This is a genomic window from Breznakibacter xylanolyticus (assembly GCF_003254275.1).
GTDB classification, from domain to species: Bacteria; Bacteroidota; Bacteroidia; order Bacteroidales; family Marinilabiliaceae; genus Breznakibacter; species Breznakibacter xylanolyticus.
On record NZ_QKZK01000025.1, the window covers coordinates 6,377 to 23,501 of the forward strand.

At 44.3% G+C, this 17,125-nt stretch carries 12 protein-coding genes; 7 read left to right on the forward strand and 5 right to left on the reverse strand.

Annotated elements, in window-relative coordinates; all coding sequences use genetic code 11:
* Positions 1–153: 153 nt before the first annotated feature.
* From LX69_RS12930 to LX69_RS12950, 5 genes are all read left to right on the forward strand, one after another.
* Entirely contained in the window at positions 154–681 is a 528-nt protein-coding gene (locus LX69_RS12930) for an REP-associated tyrosine transposase (protein WP_111446475.1), read from the forward strand.
* Between the two features lie 148 nt (positions 682–829).
* Positions 830–1,675: a hypothetical protein gene (locus tag LX69_RS12935; protein WP_111446476.1), complete on the forward strand. Its 846-nt coding sequence runs from the start codon at positions 830–832 to the stop codon at positions 1,673–1,675.
* Positions 1,676–2,577: 902 nt separating this feature from the next.
* A complete protein-coding gene (locus LX69_RS12940; RefSeq protein ID WP_111446477.1) occupies positions 2,578–3,201 on the forward strand; it encodes a DUF6266 family protein in 624 nt (207 codons plus the stop codon).
* Positions 3,202–3,410: 209 nt separating this feature from the next.
* Positions 3,411–5,924: an AsmA family protein gene (locus LX69_RS12945; RefSeq protein WP_111446478.1), complete on the forward strand. Its 2,514-nt coding sequence runs from the start codon at positions 3,411–3,413 to the stop codon at positions 5,922–5,924.
* Between the two features lie 1,004 nt (positions 5,925–6,928).
* Entirely contained in the window at positions 6,929–9,121 is a 2,193-nt protein-coding gene (locus LX69_RS12950) for a glycosyltransferase (RefSeq protein WP_111446479.1), read from the forward strand.
* Between the two features lie 73 nt (positions 9,122–9,194).
* Here the strand turns inward: LX69_RS12950 and rplS are convergent, their stop codons facing one another.
* The 3 genes from rplS to LX69_RS12965 form a co-directional block, all read right to left on the reverse strand.
* Positions 9,195–9,542, reverse strand: a complete 348-nt coding sequence (gene rplS / locus LX69_RS12955; RefSeq protein ID WP_111446480.1) for a 50S ribosomal protein L19 — start codon at positions 9,540–9,542, stop codon at positions 9,195–9,197.
* Positions 9,543–9,951: 409 nt separating this feature from the next.
* Positions 9,952–11,580 carry a dipeptidase gene (locus LX69_RS12960; RefSeq protein ID WP_111446481.1) on the reverse strand — a complete coding sequence of 543 codons (1,629 nt, stop codon included), beginning with the start codon at positions 11,578–11,580 and terminating at the stop codon, positions 9,952–9,954.
* A 45-nt stretch (positions 11,581–11,625) separates the two neighbouring features.
* Positions 11,626–12,594 carry a metallophosphoesterase gene (locus LX69_RS12965; protein WP_170124388.1) on the reverse strand — a complete coding sequence of 323 codons (969 nt, stop codon included), beginning with the start codon at positions 12,592–12,594 and terminating at the stop codon, positions 11,626–11,628.
* A gap of 506 nt (positions 12,595–13,100) precedes the next feature.
* Here LX69_RS12965 and LX69_RS12970 point away from each other — a divergent pair.
* Positions 13,101–14,093: a Gfo/Idh/MocA family protein gene (locus tag LX69_RS12970; RefSeq protein WP_111446483.1), complete on the forward strand. Its 993-nt coding sequence runs from the start codon at positions 13,101–13,103 to the stop codon at positions 14,091–14,093.
* Between the two features lie 39 nt (positions 14,094–14,132).
* Positions 14,133–14,741 carry an IMPACT family protein gene (locus LX69_RS12975; RefSeq protein WP_111446484.1) on the forward strand — a complete coding sequence of 203 codons (609 nt, stop codon included), beginning with the start codon at positions 14,133–14,135 and terminating at the stop codon, positions 14,739–14,741.
* Positions 14,742–14,962: 221 nt separating this feature from the next.
* On the opposite strand, the gene LX69_RS12980 is transcribed toward LX69_RS12975, so the two are convergent.
* Together LX69_RS12980 and LX69_RS12985 are read right to left on the reverse strand one after the other, a co-directional pair.
* Positions 14,963–16,345, reverse strand: a complete 1,383-nt coding sequence (locus tag LX69_RS12980) for a COG3014 family protein (RefSeq protein WP_111446485.1) — start codon at positions 16,343–16,345, stop codon at positions 14,963–14,965.
* Between the two features lie 138 nt (positions 16,346–16,483).
* Positions 16,484–17,068: a penicillin-binding protein activator LpoB gene (locus LX69_RS12985; protein WP_111446486.1), complete on the reverse strand. Its 585-nt coding sequence runs from the start codon at positions 17,066–17,068 to the stop codon at positions 16,484–16,486.
* Positions 17,069–17,125 lie beyond the last annotated feature (57 nt).

Genomic DNA, 17,125 nt, shown 5'->3' on the forward strand with positions numbered 1-17,125 from the left:
CACACCATGGCAAGCCAATGCTTTCTATTTAAGCTTATTTTCAATCCGAGCAACATTAAAAATCATGCTTTTAGTGTTTTGTAGCAATTGCAGCCTCCTGTATCGTTTGTCTTACCACTAAATGGCTTATCTTAGACCAACAAAACCTTGCCGATGAGCCGCAAATATAAATTCCACAATCCGGAAGGACTCTATTTTGTAACATTCGCCACAGAAGGCTGGACAGACGTGTTTACCCGCAACGAGTACAAAAACATATTGGTTGACAATCTGGCGTACTGCCAAAAGAACAAAGGGCTTGAGATATTCGCCTGGTGCATCATGACCAATCATGTCCATTTGATGGTAAGAGCAATAGAAGGGCATTTATTGCAAGACATTTTGCGCGATTTCAAAAAGTTTACCAACAAAGCCATCCTTAAAGCCATCGCCGAAAACCAACGTGAGAGCCGTAAAGAATGGCTCTTAAAACAGTTCTCCACACCCGACGGTAACCGTTTTTGGCGCACTGACAATAAACCGATAGAATTATGGAGTAATGCAGCGATATACCAAAAACTGAACTATATCCATCAAAATCCGGTAGAAGAAGGCTTGGTTTTTCGTGCGGAGGACTATGTTTACAGTAGTGCCAATGATTATGCCGGTGGGCATGGGTTGTTGGATATATGGGTGATTTGATGGTTGATATGTTGGCACGGATTGCAAATCCGCGCCAGCGAGGGAGACTACAGGCACGAGGACGGCGAAGTTGCAAACTTCGCCGAGCAAAGGAAGAAATTGATATAAAGAAGATAATTATTACTAACTGATCCAAATTTTGTTTGTTATGCAACTAAGTAAATTGATATTGATATTACAGTTACTCTTTGTATTTTCTGCTTCTGCACAAAATAATTATGAAGAATTGAGTAATGAGCCCTGTCCTATTTCTATCTCTTCAGTCTATTCATCTGCTATAGATTTATTATCTTTAAAAGTGAATTTTTCAACTCCACTTTTTGATAATGATTCTTTATATAAAGCTTACAATAATGATAGAGTTACATTTTCTGCAAGTTACATCAGTGGATTTGGCAAATCCTTTGAAAATGGTATTTGGTTTAAAGAATCTTCAACTCATATAGTCCTTGATACAGGTCATGTGTGGATATATAAAATTAATACAGTATCTGGTTTAGGTGTTAACATTGCTCTTGATTCCTTGCAATTACCATTAGGCGCCCAACTTTCATATTTCTACTTTGATTATGAAGGTGGTGTAAATTATGATGTATATGATAGTTCTATTGATCTAGAAAGTTTTAATATTGTTAATCAAAGATCTAAAACATTGTATGTTGAATATTTTGAGCCTTGCAATATCGTAGGTCAATATGATTTCAAAATATTATCATGGTGTTATGTATTTGCTAATCACGAGAAAGATCTTAACGTAATTCCATTAAAAACCGACTCAACTCCGCTAGCGCGGATTTGCAATCCGTGCTATTTCAAGTATCAATTTTGTAATGTTTTAATGCGGATGGAGAAAGTCTCCACGCAGTTCACAGTAGTCACAGCTGGCGCGGTTCTACGAACCGTGTCCACAATATGGCAAGTCAATGCTCCGTTAGCGCGGATTTGCAATCCGTGCTATTTCAAGTATCAAGTTTATAATGTTTTAATGCTATAGAAGAGAATCTCCACGCTAGCGCGGATTTGCAATCACGAGTGGTCGAAAGATTTATTTTCTTGCGATTCCCCTATGTTGTGATGAGTTAAAAAGATTTTTCCACGAATTTCCATGACTTGCATACGTAAGTCATGGAAATATCATAATTACTTTTTATTTTGTGTAATTCGTGTAATTCGTGGATTCATTCATTGTCAGGAATTTCATTTCATGTGCTTTATCTCTACTATATAACTCTTTTACCGAGTGGCACTGAGGCTTCTTCTCCTCACTGGTTCTCATCTTATCTCACTGCAACTCAGCGTTAGTTCTTAGTTCGTTGAGCAGAGGACGATGATTAAATGCTGAGTTATCTGCTTTCATATTTAAACGCAATCTTTTAATCATACCAACTCAGCGCCATCGCGTCTCAGCGTTTATTTTGACTCTTAATGAAAAAGATGCACTCTGCCATCTTACGATTGAAGAGGGATAAATATAAAGGGATGATATAAATGCATGCTTCGTAGATGCTTCATAGATGGAGCATACTTACGCCCTATATAATGCCTGTGAAATCCAACTCAAATCCAACTATAACCCAACTCCAACCTAACAAATCTTGGATTTTATTTGCAATTGTTAACTTTGTTGAATAAATTCAACCCCTTTATTATCAGAACCATCTACGGCATTGCTACGAAGCAGGGACGAAACACGGCTTATACAGACCTGGTAGAGTCATTTTGATGTGCCTCAGATGGGTGATCAGAAAACCATCAGCACCATGATTGGACAATTATTGGCATCTGATCCCTTTACGATTGTTTAGAAATGCGAACCGGTTTTATAATCACGCCTGTTCGGCATAAACTCTTTATGATTGATTTGCAAATATATAAATTAACTACCAAACTTATTTTATGGCTCGCTTAGATAATTCCATTTTAAAAGGTCTTCGAGGAAAGGTCGGGGAGATCATCATTTATGAGGCCTACGGACAAACGTTGGTTCGTGCCAGACCCGGTAAGTATAAAAAAACGAAGTCCATTCCCCTTCAAATTCAACGACAAAGACTAACTGTCGTCCAAAAATTCCTCAAGTGTTTCCGACATCTGATCAAACGTTTTTACCAACCCGAAACTGAAGGTAAGACTGCCTATGGCGATGCCGTCTCTTGGAACATGAAAAATGCGCTCATCGGACAATACCCCGATTTGATGGTCGATCCCGCAAAGGTGCGATTTGTCAATGGAGCTTTGCCCGTGCCTGCATTTACTCACATCTCTCTCGTGAATAATATGCTGAATCTGACTTGGGTGACCACGAACGACTTACATGGTGATGCGCATGATGTGTTGCAAGTAGTGGTTCTTCCCGTCAATGGCTCTGTGGCCAACGATCTCGACGCCTTGGCTAGGCGGGCTGATGGTCAGCTTTGCATGAATATTCCTGAATATTTTAACGTCCCAAAGCACCTGTGGGTTTTCTTTTACTCTGTCAGAACAGGCAAGGTGAGTCAGCCAGTTTACCTGGGACTGTTTTGATTTTTCTCCTTTTCTATTTTCGAACCCTTCTTCCCTTAATTCCGACTCTGAATTTGCCATGCTTTTTATAAATTTTTAAATGACGGGCATGGGATAATTATTTAAATTTAGTGGTTTGATGATAATGCCTTTTCTTTGATTATTATATTTTCATATTTATTCAAAATCAATAATATACCAACTGATATTCATTCACAAAAAACAAAACAATGAAGAAGTTTTTCAAGATTTTTTTTATTTCAATCGGCGTCCTATTGTTATTGCTGATTGTGCTACCGTTCTTTTTTGTGGGAACCATCGAGAACAAAATCAAAACTGAAATCAACAATCAGCTCAATGCCAAGGTGGGTTGGGACAAGATTTCTCTCTCTCTCATTCGCGATTTCCCCAATGTGAGCGTCGGATTAGAGAAATTATTTGTCGTGGGTGTCAACCAGTTTGAAAATGACACGCTCGCTGCGATGGACAATTTTTCTGTTTCCATCAACCTTAAAAGCGTCTTTTCCGACAACATACAGGTCAACAGCATTATTGTTGAGCGTCCGCTGGTCAATGCCATTGTAGCCGCCGATTCAACGGTAAACTGGGACATCATGAAGCCATCAACCGAAACGGAAGAACCCGAAGATACCACTGCGTCATCTTCGTTCATGGCCAATCTGCAACAACTTAAAATTACGGATGGACGTGTTTACTATACCGATCACACTTCTCAATTAGTGACCGGTCTCGAAGGATTGATGGTTGATATGTCTGGCGACCTGAGTGCGTCAACCACTGATTTATCCATCCAAACTTCCATCCAGAATGTATTTCTAACGATGGAAAAATCTCAGTACCTCAATAAATTATACGTAGGGGCATCCATGAAGCTGGCTTCTAACCTCGACAGCATGACTTTCCGATTTGTTGACGGAAACATTGACCTGAACAAACTCTCGTTGGGCATCGATGGTTCTTTTGCTATGCTTCAAGAGGGGTATGACATGGATCTTAAGCTTTTTGCCCGTCAAACCGATTTCAAAACCTTGCTCGGACTCGTGCCTGCTGATATGCTTAAAGATTTTGAAGCCATCAAAACAAGCGGGAAAATCGCTCTTGAAGCCACAGCAAAAGGTACTTATGTCGATGAGGAACACTTGCCCGCCTTTAATCTGTTGATGAGTGTTCAAGACGCTTCGTTTCAGTACCCCGATTTGCCCGAATCAATTCAAAACATCCAAATCGTCACCAAGGTGAATAATCCAGGCGGCAGTGCCGACAACACGGTCGTGGATGTTGAAAAGTTCCACTTCGAGATGGCCGGTAACCCCTTTGACGCGTCGCTCAACCTGAAAACGCCCATCAGCAATGCCACTTTCGTCGGTCAGGCCAACGGAACCATCAATTTGACTTCGCTCAAAAATGCCATTCCTCTCGATAGCATGACCGTCAGCGGAATTGTTAAAGCCAACATCCAATTGGGTGGTGACATGAAACTGATTGAAAGCGAAAATTATGAAGAAATTAAAGCTGACGGTAGCGTGGTGCTTTCGCAATTTGTTTATACCGCTAGCGAATTGCCCTTGCCGGTGTACATCGATGATGCCACTATGAATTTCTCACCCCGCTATCTCGAACTGGCAAACTTCACCAGCCGATTGGGCGAAACTGATTTCACCCTCAATGGCCGCCTTGAAAACTATTTGGCTTATGCCCTGAAGGATGGAACCCTCAAAGGCGTGCTTGCTCATAGTTCTAAAAATATCAATGTCGATCAACTCATGTCACTGGCCGGCGAGGATACCACTGTCGCTGTAGCCGATACCACTGCGATGGAAGTGGTTGCCGTGCCAAAAAACATTGATTTTGTGCTCAATTCACGCATCGGTAAACTCAATTACGACAAACTCATCATCAACAATACGGCCGGTAAAATCATTGTTCGCGATGGCCGCGTACTGCTCGAAGGCCTCAATATGAACTTGTTGGGAGGTAGCATGCTGCTGAACGGTCAATACAACACTCAGGACGAGAAAAAACCTTTCGTAGACTTCCTGATTGATGCCAAACAAATTGACATTAATCTGGCAGCCAATTCCTTTAGTGTGATCGATTCGCTGTTCCCAATGGCCAAACTGGCCAAAGGAAATGTCTCCACCAAGTTTACTTATAACAGCTTACTGGGCAATGATATGATGCCCGTTCTCTCGTCGGTTAACGGACTGGGAATGCTTAAATCGGGTGGGGTAGAGGTATCCGGCTCTAAAGTCCAATCGGGATTGGTTTCGATGCTCAAAGATGAAAAATACAACACCCTTTCGCTCTCAAACCTCTTGGTTAACTTTAAACTCGAAAACGGGAACTTGTTCGTGCAACCCTTTACCACAAATATTTGGGGTAAAAACACCAGCATCGAAGGACGCCAGGGCTTGGACAAAACCATGGAATATAAAATGACCATGCCTTTCTCCCGTCAGGAAGTTTCGAAGTATGCCGGCATGGCCGGTTTGAGTCTTTCAAATTCAGGGGCAGATGTGCCTGTCACCATTGCCATCAAAGGCACTGTGACCAAGCCCGTGTTATCGCTCAATGCCAATGAAGCCAAGGAGGAAATCAAGGAAGAGATCAAACAGGAAGTGAAAAAAGAAGTCGAAAAAGCAGTGGATAAGCTTAAAGACGATCCGGCTGTGAAAAAGACGGTGGACGATGCCAAGAATAAGTTGAAAAATTTGTTCAAATAAGCAACTTTTTAATTAATTTAAGGGATGCAGAATTCATGGTTAATTCTGCATCCCTTTTTTTTGCTATTAATGTGAATTAAGAGTTGAATAATGCATTTAACAATCAAGAAGCTCAACGTGTATCACAGAATTTGATGAAGTGTGAAATTACAGAGGATTTTATAATTCTCCTGCCGTAGGCAGGAAAGCTCGGTAGAAACGAAGGAGTATATCGTTTTGTCTTACCCCACACGGGGCATAAGAACCTTCAAACCGGTTGCTTGCTACCGATCTTTTTTCCTACGGGAATATTACATACATCGACTATGCAACTGTGAGTTATACCAGAGCCAAGAAATCTTTTCTTGAGATGATTTGAGTATCCATTCTTAAGGGTTACGAATGAAATTCCCAACCCCTAATTCGCATGATTACTTATGTTATGACTCCATGTCGCTTAGTGAAGTAAAGACGACCTAAAACGACGAATCAGATGATGAGATGGTGAAAGATTTTTTGGCTCTATGTCGAATCCTGTGGGTAAACAAAATATGAATGCACGAAATTAACACAAGGTAACTAAGCCGCCTTCGGAAAATGGCGTTAAAAAAATCATAGGCCTGAGCGTTAAAAAATATGCGCTGTTTGAGCTTGCGAGTTCGCAGATTTTAGCGAGGGCCTATGATTTTTAGCCATTTTACGTCAGCGGCGGCCTTTTTTGCTTACTTTTTGGGGCTGTAGCCAATTCAGCGGAGCTCAGCGACGCTTAATCATGAGGGCAAATGAAAACAAACCCTTTCCGAATAAAAAGTAAGAGCCCGCCCGACTCGAGGGCACGAAATATTGTCCTGAGAGAATTGATACTTATGATTTCCCACACAATTCAGAACAGAGTCGATTTTTTTAATGGATTCTCATGGTCTCATCTCTCTTTCTGTTTGATTGAAGTCTGATAATCATTTTCAATTTTTCAGAATAATGCGAACTAATCAACGTTGACACCTGATTACTAAATCTCATTCTATATGAACATCGCTTACCTGATTCCATATAGTCATCCCTACGATGGCATTGCTGATTATGCGACTGAAATGGCTCGACAGCTCGATCCTTTTGCTCAAATCACTTTGGTGCAGGTTGTGCCCGATCATGACAGCCAGCACAACGGCCTGCCTCTGTTGATTCGCAAAAACCGACTCAACGACTATGTCAATGCGGCTCATTACATCAACCGCCATTGCGATGCATGTTTAATTCACTACCTCCCGCAAGGCTTTGGGATGGATCATGGCATGGCCATTTTGACTTTTACTGCTGCTCTGACCATTCCGGCAGCCGCCATTGTTCACGATCTTTCCGGACACCCCAATGATACCCTAAAAAGTATTCTCCAAACGCTTGGCCACCATTTGTGCAATCTTATTGCCCTGAGCCGTCAGAGTGCCGATGTGATGGAGCACCTTTGCAAAATTCCGGGCGATAAAATCAAAGTCATTGAGTATGGCGTTCCGCTCCTTCAATTGCCTTCGCGTGATATCATCAGAAAACGATGCGGATATGAAGGCAAAAAAGTCATCTTTGCCCATGGAATGTTACACCACCACAAGGGGCTTGATGTTTTGGTCGAAGCCATGTCGATGATCCGCCTCAAACATCCCGATGCCATGCTTCACTTCATTGGCTGCACTCACCCCATGGAATTTCAATCGGGCGGTGAAAAATACCTCACCGCACTATTGCTCCAAATACGACGCGCCGGCCTGCAAAATGAAATTGTCATTGAACATCGACTCCCTTCAGTGGATGAATTAAACCTCTATTTGGCAGGTTGCGACATTTATGTCAATCCTTGCACACAGGAACTTACCCTGCAGAGCAAATCACTGGCCGAAGCGGTGGTGGCCGGCGCTGCCATTGTTTCTACATCCACCCTTTATGCTCGTGACTTGCTGAGTGATAACCGAGGTGAACTGGTGCCAGTGAACAACCCGTTGGCATTGGCTGAAACAGTGAGTCAGCTGCTTAAGAAAAACAACACTCTGGAAATGCTTCGCAAATCGTCACGCGATTTTCGTTCCCTTTTCATCTGGTCACGAATTGCCGGCCGTTACCACAAGTTACTCGACGAAATGTGCCAGACAGAGCCCAAAATAAGCATCGAACAACGATTCATCGACGTTGCGCTCATCCCTCATTGGAACAATGCATACATGATGATGGCCGCCGAAAGTCACACTTGTGGCGATGCATCGGGAGATGTCAAACTTTCACAAGGCCGGTGTCGTCTCGAAACTCATGCCATGGCCGTGATGGGTTTGTTAAAAATGGAACACCACCAACCCGATGCGATGCTGATGTCGCAACTCAATCACCATTTGGTGCAGATTAAAAGCATGCTCGACGACAATGAAGCTTTTGAAAATCTGTCAGTTTGCGATCAGGGTAAAATCGTCACGCATCAGGATGAAGTAATTGGATTGGTATTTTGCGTATTAGCGCAAGTGGTGGTGAGTGCCCCTTGGGTGGAACAACGACAAATGGCGGCTGAATTACTAAAAATCAGCATGCCTGCTGTCATGACCACCACTTCGGTCAATGGCATTGCCGCTTCACTCATCGGGCTGTGCATTTACCTCGAACAGCACCCTGACGACTCATTGACTCAACAAGCGCGCGAACTGGCTGCAAAACTCACCGGACTGTTTAAAACTCATGCATCCGACGGATGGTATTGGTGCGACGATAAAATGGGCAACATGCCCGGAATGGTACCCCTGGCCTTGTTGATGATGCGTGATGTGATTAAAATGAAGGGTAACCGCGAAATGATTGAAAAGAGCATCTCTTTTCTGGAACATGTATTCTTTTCCGAGGATATTTTTTTCCCCGCCGGCACCAAACGCCCCTTACGCAAAGGACGAACCAAAGCCGAGTTTGACCAATCAGCCTGGGATGCGGTGTCGATGACCTGGCTTTACGATTACCTTATCAAAAAAGAATCGGAACCCAATCATTATAAACACCTGTTTGCTTGTTATTTGTGGTTTATTGGCGAGAATTCAATGCGCCGTAATCTCTACAATTATCGCTCTGGTGGATGCGCTCATCTGCTCACGCCGGGGGTGTTGGCTGTCAATACCACCTATTCAGGCACCCTGGCTTACCTGCTAAGTTGGATCATGACAAGTGAAGCCGCCTGTCGACAATACCTCCAATAGGAAGAATTAGTCTGGTTATATTGCAAAAAAAAGGTTCCCGAAGGAACCTTTTTTTTGCTTATCAGACAATCGATTACATGCGTCTTTCTTTGATGCGGGCACTTTTCCCGGTCAAATCGCGCAGATAGAAAATACGTGCACGACGTACTTTACCGCGACGGTTCATTTCAACTTTCTCGATAAAAGGTGAGTTGAATGGAAAAATACGCTCAACGCCTACGTTACCAGACATTTTACGAACGGTAAAACGCTTGTTTACACCTTCGCCTTTAATCTGGATCACAACGCCTTTAAAAATCTGAATACGCTCTTTGGCGCCTTCCACGATTCTGTAGTGTACTGAAATGCTGTCTCCTGCTCCGAACGATGGAATCTCTGTTCCTGTTCTGAAGGCTTCTTGAGCCACTTTTAACAAATCCATTGTCTTGATTTTTAGTGTTTAAAAAGGCGCAATATTACCGGTTTCCATACCCTGATAAGAGATTGCGCTAAATCGCCCGCAAAGATAAAATATTTCAAATCATTGACAAACATTTTTTTCTCTTGAGGCTCCCTCGTCATTCCATAGCTTTAACAAACCCATCAATGATTGGCGATACATCTTCTGTAATGCCATGGCACACACCGATTCTCCTTTGACCTGCATGCCCAATGAATATGATGCACCATCTCATCTGTCAGTCACCACTCCTTCGTATCTCATTTCACTCTTTTATACATGCCTGCTATACATCGCTTTGATATTAGCTGCTTTATTATTTAAACACAAGGCGTTACAAATTAGCTCAGAGTCTTTTATCCTCAGCGTTTGTTCTGACTCTGTATTTCAATCATGGCTGTTTCAACCTGAATTGATCCTTGTGTTGATTCACAATTTGTTCATAATAGGAGGGAGGATACCCCGGGTGTTGTGCCGGCACTGCACGACCATTGGGATCCTTCAAAAAACGTCCGTTCACTTCGGGATGCAAATTACCGTCCAGGTTTTTCATAAAAAGGAATTCATACAACGCCTTCCAACGCTGCACAGTCAACTGAGCTTGCATGTGGCTGTATTCGGTCAGGAAACCACGTGCCAACTCTGGCGACCGTTGATACATGGCATGAGCTGCCTGATCGATGGCACCACCATAGTCGTTGAACTTATCTTCGAGTTCCTTCTGAGCCTTTCGAATATCGTCAATCATCACCCCATAGCGATGATACCCCAGATGCGCCACTTGGTTAAAAACCCAAAATGCCGCTTCGCCATCGAAGGCAATCAATGACCCCGTCCGATAGGCAGCGGGAATAGAGGTAATGCCGCAATACATAGGCACATAAACAGTGGTGTTGGCATCATCCACCCCAAACCAAAGCACGCCACCAATGGGGGCGGCAAGCCATTCGCGCATCTGTGCCACAAAGGTAAATCCCGTCTGTTGCGTGGCAATGGCGCGTTCGTGAAAATATGTGGTGTCGTTTACCTGCCACGTTAAAGGACGAAAACGATAGGGCACCCCAAAGGGACCGGCACCCACATCGTCCGACAGACTCAGTTCCGTCCCTTCGTAATGGTCGCGCATAATGGTCATCACATCACGATGCGAAATTTTATTTTCAGGTTCTATAAACAACGGCAAACGTTTTCCGGTTGCTTGTAGGATATCATCCTTCAAGGTTTCGGCCAATTGGCGATTCAAGTGCCGATACGCACTCCACACACGGGCTTCGCAAAAACGGATACTCTCAAAGTCCTGTGGGGCATAGGCATCAGCAAAACTGAATGCTTTGTCTTTTCCATCAAACCACTTCTTATCTTTGGCATAGTCAATAACGTCATCGGCGTAGAGACATTCTTCGGGTTCATGCAATGGAAAAGTGGTGATGCGCGACTGATTGGCATGCGCCGTCACCATCCCATCGGGCACGCGCAAGGCCACCCATAGTGCTCCCTTATTACCAGCTCCTTTTCCGGTCATCTCCATTAGCCATATCTCTTGTGCATCGGCAATGGTAAATGTTTCACCCGCACTGCAATAGCCATACTCGCCCACCAATTGGGTCATCACCCCAATGGCTTCACGAGCTGTACGACTGCGCTGCAGAGCAATGTACATCAAACTGCCGTAATCAAGAATCCCCGTGCTATCCCTCAACTCGGGACGCCCCCCAAAGGTGGTTTCAGCAATGGTCACCTGATATTCGTTCATGTTGCCAATCACGGCATAGGTTTGAGCTGCCTGCCTGATTTGCCCCAGATGCTTCCCGGTGTCCCATTCCACAATGTCGAGCATGGTGCCATCGGCGTAGCGCATGGCAGGCCAATGATACAACTCGCCATACAAATCGTGGCTATCAGCCGAATACGACACCAAATTGGAGCCGTCAGTGCTGGCATTGCGTGTCACGATCACATTGGTACAGGGACGTACAATTATGGAAATAAAAAAGATAAGAAATGCAATGGAATACTTCATGATGAATAACACTAATGTTAAAGAAATTGGAAATTAGCCATAAAACTAATCATCGTCATCATTAAATGTATCGGCATAAACCATATTTTTCACATCCAGATGTTGTTCCCCTTCCCATCGATAAGCAGCCAGACGTCCTCCAGCCGCCACGCAGGCATCTACACAACACACATTGGGAACAGGAATGGGATGGAAGCCATTCATGCAATAATGACCCACAAAAACAGGCGGCGCATCCATTTGATACACATCATAATGAACAATGGCGGCCGGTGGGATAGATTGATTGGGCAAATGATACTTCGTTTCAAGACTCACCTGTTCAAAAGTTTTCCCTTGTGACGATTGCCACCATTTTACACGAAAGTTGATGCGACGGTACTGATTGTTGTCCCGAACAACCATCTCGGAGGGAAAAGAAAACTCAATGCCCTTGGTGGTTTGCATAAATGCCTTACTCACTTCGGAGCCTCCTTGCATGGCCTCCTTGAGAAATTTACGCTTCAGCTTCTTATCGGTCATCGAACGCTTCAACAACGCAATATGAGCATCACTCCAATAGGCATGCACCACGCGTACCGTCCCAAAGTCAATAAATAAAGGCAAGTGCCTGAGCCATTGAATTAAGTCATCAAAGATGTGGGGTTGTAACAAATACTCTCGTTTGATGCGATCCAGTTGTTTGCGGTTGGCAGGTCCGGGCATCCGGATGGGCTTACCGCTTTTTCGACGGGTGAAATAGCAAATGGCATTGATTTCGTGGTTCCCCAAAATGGCGTAAGCATGCCCCCTGTCGACCATGGTGCGGATAATGTCGATGGTGCGACGGTTCTGCGGTCCGCGATTGATGAAATCACCCACAAAAACGGCCTTATGTGTTGGATGCACCCATCCATCGTGCGTATGGGCATACCCCAGCTTTAGTAACAGGTTTTCAAGCGCATTGGCATAACCGTGTACATCGCCGATGAAATCGAGCTTCAACGCATCTCTATCGCCGGTGGGCTTTTGCATCTTATTTTGTATTTTTGGAGCCATGAACTTAAATATAGAAAAAAATCCGTAGCTCACACGCCCTTTTTTATTCCTGATGAAAATTTTTCATTTATTATTTTAAATTCCTTAAAATGTGGATGGTAACCCTTTAACCTTTCTTGTCACTAAAGTGGATAGGCATTGATATATTGAACACCGTTCGATCAACAACAAACAATCACCTTGAAAAATTCAGACAGATAGTTTCGAATATAACTCATGAAATTTGTGCTGTTACGAATGATTGGTATTATAAAGCTGCAAGAGGGTAATGGGATCCATATTTTATTTTCCTCGTTTGTATAATCATCATCGACTTGGGTCTTGATGCTCAAGTCTTAATATTTTTATAATCATAAGAAACGAGCCATGAGTAAGCCTTACTCACACAGAGGGATGATTATTGGCATGTTCCACCAGATCATTAAGAAGAACAACACCCTCAAGTCCCACTTTGGGGGATTAGGGGGTTAAATTATAATCTTATGAAAACAATCCATTGGGGAATCATCGGTTGCGGTGACGTGACTGAAATGAAAAGCGGCCCTGCTTTCAACAAAGTCGAAGGCAGTCGGTTGGTTGCCGTGATGCGCCGCAATGGCGAAAAGGCCAAGGATTATGCCAGTCGCCACGGTGTGCCGGTGTGGTACGACAATGCTTCGGCATTGATCAACGATTCCCGCGTGGATGCCGTGTATGTGGCCACTCCTCCCGAAAGCCATGCCCGATATGCCATCGAAGCCATGAAGGCAGGCAAACCCGTTTATGTGGAAAAACCCATGGCCACCACGCTTGATGAATGTCACGAAATGAACGCGGTTTCTGCTGCGACGGGCGTCCCGTTGTTTGTGGCATACTATCGTCGTACGCTGCCCGGATTCCTCAAAGTCAAGGAGTTGATTGAAGAACAAGTTATCGGCGCGCCCCTGATGGTCAATATCCGCTTGATGCGTCCGCCTTTGCCTTCCGAAATCGCAACCGATGCCCCCTCGTGGCGTGTGGATGCCCGCATTGCCGGAGGCGGCATTTTTTATGATTTGGCTTCGCATCAACTCGACTTTCTCGACTTTCTTTTTGGCCCCATTGTCACTTGTGGAGGTACGGCTGCCAATCGGGCCGGCTATTATGCCTCCGAAGACACCGTAGTCGCTCATTTCACCTTCGAAAATGGGGTAGTGGGGAGCGGGCAATGGTGTTTTGTCACCGATGAAGCCTCACAATGCGACCACATGGATATCATTGGTTCCAAAGGTCGCATTCTCTTCTCGGGTTTCGACCACAAACCGGTGCAACTGATTACTAAAGAGGGAACCATTGAATTTCCATACCTGAACCCCGAAAACATTCAATACAACATGATTAAACAAGTGGTAGAATCCATTCGCACCCATCAACCCTGCATCAGCAGTGGCATTTCAGCCGCTCGAACCAATGCGGTGATGCAAAAAATTGTGGGCGATTATTATGCCAATCGCTAATAAACCGAATCTTTGCCACGCGAGTTATTTTCAACATCCATGCCTGATATTTATCAAACCATTGCATCTGTCTCCGAGGGTATTTATAAAGAAAAAGGGAGCAAATTTATCGCCTACGCACACCCGCTGAACGACGAAAATGCAGTGAAGGAAATTGTTGCTGTCTATAAAAAGAAATATTTCGATGCCCGCCACCACTGCTATGCCTGGCAAATTGGCGTGGACGGGAGCCAGTTTCGCGAAAATGACGATGGTGAGCCTTCAGGAACAGCCGGGAAACCCATTCATGGCCAAATACGTTCAGCCGGACTGACCAATATATTGGTGGTGGTGGTGCGTTATTTTGGGGGAATAAAACTGGGAACCAGTGGGTTGATTTATGCTTACAAAGAGGCCACAGCCGATGCCATTGCCAATGCCACCATCGTGACACGAACCGTGGACGATTACTACCGTCTCAACTTCGGGTATATTGCCATGAACGATGTCATGCGCGTTTTTAAGGAAGAAGAAGCCCACATCATCAACCAGGACTTCAACATGGCTTGCAGCATCGATTTTCACGTGCGGCAATCACTCACCGACCGCGTTGTGTCTCGATTAGAAAAGATTGATTCAGCTTCGGTGGAGTTTGTAATGACGAAATAAACGTTTTTATCAAAGGACTGTGAATTCATTCAGTCGCAGAATCACACTTGTTGATCAATGTCGCTTTGTTAAAATAAGATAACGAAAGACGATGAGACAGATGATGAGATAAAGACAGATGTATGATTTGTTCTCTTCGTCTCTTCAATTCCATCGATCTGTCTTTAGTCTAATTATCTTCCTGTCTTTTATCTTAATAGCACTTACTAAACGACCTTGACTTATAAATTGTGAAAATTATAAAACGTGGTTTTACCCTTTTCGATGGTCACGGTGATGGGGATGCTGGTTCGCTGAGCTCCGGTAGCTTCCAAGGTGATGTTGTGGGTTCCGGGGGGAAGCGATACGCGAGCGTATGAGATGCCCGATGGCAATGTCTGCCAGTTACGGGTGTCAGCCTTCTCGGTCAGGGCGTTGACAATGCTCAGCACTGCGCCTAAATCCTTATTTTGCGAACGCACATACTCCTCCATGGCCTTTTTGACAGCCAGACGGGCAATGCTGGTTCCAATTTCGCGCAACATCCGATCCTTAAGGCTTTGAAATGCAATGGCATTGATGTCTTGGCTCAGTTGCAAGGGAACACGGGTATTGTTGACCAACAAGCTGCCCTGACTGTAAACGGCAGGCCGCGACTGGTACTTGGGAAAGGCAATACGCAAGGCCGACAGATTTTTCAGGGCACTCTGCTCATTCTGTGAGTAATTGCCCAGGAAGATGGGGAAAGTCACTCCTGCTTCCGCATCAGCCAAAGTGATGAATCCATTGCCGGCACCTGAGTTGATAAAATTCAGACTCCATTCCGACTTCACAGGCCCCATGCCATTCATCCAAAAGAACACCAATGTCCCGTTTCCGGGGGCATCTTGCTCTGTTTTGATGTTGAATTTTTGCTCCAACTGCAAGGCTTCAGCACCGAATCCGGTCTTGTAAGCCGCCCGAATCACGTCATGCTTGAGTTGTTGAGGCACATCCATCCCAAACACAGGTTTGTACACCGATTCGTAACAATTCACGGCATTGCGATAAGCAATAAACGCATTATTGGCATCGCCCGATGCTTCATAAATCATGCCCATGAGATGGTGACCGAAGGCATCCTCGGCATACTTATTTTTATTGTTTTTATACTTGTCGTTGAGGCGGTTGAGCTGAATGTTCAATCGGCGGCATTCAATCAGAGCCGATTCGTAGTTCTTAAGAAAAAGATAGTTGAGTGTTTGATAAAAATGAATCATCACACCCTCAAAATCTTCGGGCTTATAGGGTTTGATACCCGGATTGGTCATCAGGGCCAGGGCATCCATGCCCAGATTTTTGCTGTAATCTTCAACATATAAATCAGCCTTTTGAAACCATCGGTTGCTCTCACTGAAATTTCCCAGCATGTGTTCCACCACTCCCTTGTCGAAATAATACAGCACCCGGTTTTTACCATTGGCTTCCTTGGCCGATTTATCCAACATTTTATTGGCCTCGGTGTAATTTCCGGTGGTGATTTTCTCCTGAAACTGAAGGTTCTTCTGATAATAGGTGGCACATCCGCTCAACAACAGAGTGAGCACAGATGCAATGACAGTCGGTTTTAAATGATAAAGTTTCATGAGGGCAATGATGAAGAAGATGGATGACAATGGCGCCTTACGACCTGATGGCACGATAAAAAGAGACGCAAATCATTTGTGGTTTCAATGTTTGCGTCTCTCAATGAATGTCACATTCAGTTTATGACTGACGGACGATTAGTTGGTGATGTACTTTTTAATTTTCTTGTCACCAATCCAAACAATTTCGTTGGTCTCGAGGTTGCTCAGCTCCAGATTGACCTGATAATAAGTGACACGCTCTTTTTTGTACTCATCCACAATGGAATTGATGTCACCATTGAGCATAAAGTCGGCTCCCAGTTCCAAGCCCCACTTTTTAGCGGTTTGTTGTGATGCAAACTCTTGCTGGCCGGCACGCTCGCGGCGCAACTCTTCACGCTTGTCACCGGCCTGCACCAGACGTACTTTACCGCTGTTAATAAAGGCACGTTCCACATCCTTGATAAATGTTTCGGAGGCAATGTGTTCGTGGCTTTTGTTATAAACCAGGCCCACAACCACCACGGGTTGTTTGCCACCCGATTCGCGCAAATGGTTGCCAATCCATCCGGCACTGAGGATTTGATTCACCATATCTTCGGCGACCATGCGTGAGTCGGTATCATTCCAACGGCCACTCAAATCAATTTGCTCATCCACAGCCACACGTTGCACTTTGTGCGTGGAGCAACCGGCAAGGGTCAACAGACCCGCAAACAGGAATACGGAAAGGTATTTCATCGTTCAATTTTTATTGGTTATCGTATTGGATTTTGAAGTTTTTCAAATTATCAATTT

What these genes read in the sequence shown, in the direction of transcription:
- rplS (WP_111446480.1), bottom strand. Translation starts at nt 9,542, where the DNA reads ATGGATTTGTTAAAAGTGGCTCAAGAAGCCTTCAGAACAGGAACAGAG.
- LX69_RS12960 (WP_111446481.1), bottom strand. Translation starts at nt 11,580, where the DNA reads ATGAAGTATTCCATTGCATTTCTTATCTTTTTTATTTCCATAATTGTA.
- LX69_RS12935 (WP_111446476.1), top strand. Translation starts at nt 830, where the DNA reads ATGCAACTAAGTAAATTGATATTGATATTACAGTTACTCTTTGTATTT.
- LX69_RS12985 (WP_111446486.1), bottom strand. Translation starts at nt 17,068, where the DNA reads ATGAAATACCTTTCCGTATTCCTGTTTGCGGGTCTGTTGACCCTTGCC.
- LX69_RS12975 (WP_111446484.1), top strand. Translation starts at nt 14,133, where the DNA reads ATGCCTGATATTTATCAAACCATTGCATCTGTCTCCGAGGGTATTTAT.
- LX69_RS12945 (WP_111446478.1), top strand. Translation starts at nt 3,411, where the DNA reads ATGAAGAAGTTTTTCAAGATTTTTTTTATTTCAATCGGCGTCCTATTG.
- LX69_RS12965 (WP_170124388.1), bottom strand. Translation starts at nt 12,594, where the DNA reads ATGCAAAAGCCCACCGGCGATAGAGATGCGTTGAAGCTCGATTTCATC.
- LX69_RS12980 (WP_111446485.1), bottom strand. Translation starts at nt 16,345, where the DNA reads ATGAAACTTTATCATTTAAAACCGACTGTCATTGCATCTGTGCTCACT.
- LX69_RS12940 (WP_111446477.1), top strand. Translation starts at nt 2,578, where the DNA reads ATGGCTCGCTTAGATAATTCCATTTTAAAAGGTCTTCGAGGAAAGGTC.
- LX69_RS12930 (WP_111446475.1), top strand. Translation starts at nt 154, where the DNA reads ATGAGCCGCAAATATAAATTCCACAATCCGGAAGGACTCTATTTTGTA.
- LX69_RS12970 (WP_111446483.1), top strand. Translation starts at nt 13,101, where the DNA reads ATGAAAACAATCCATTGGGGAATCATCGGTTGCGGTGACGTGACTGAA.
- LX69_RS12950 (WP_111446479.1), top strand. Translation starts at nt 6,929, where the DNA reads ATGAACATCGCTTACCTGATTCCATATAGTCATCCCTACGATGGCATT.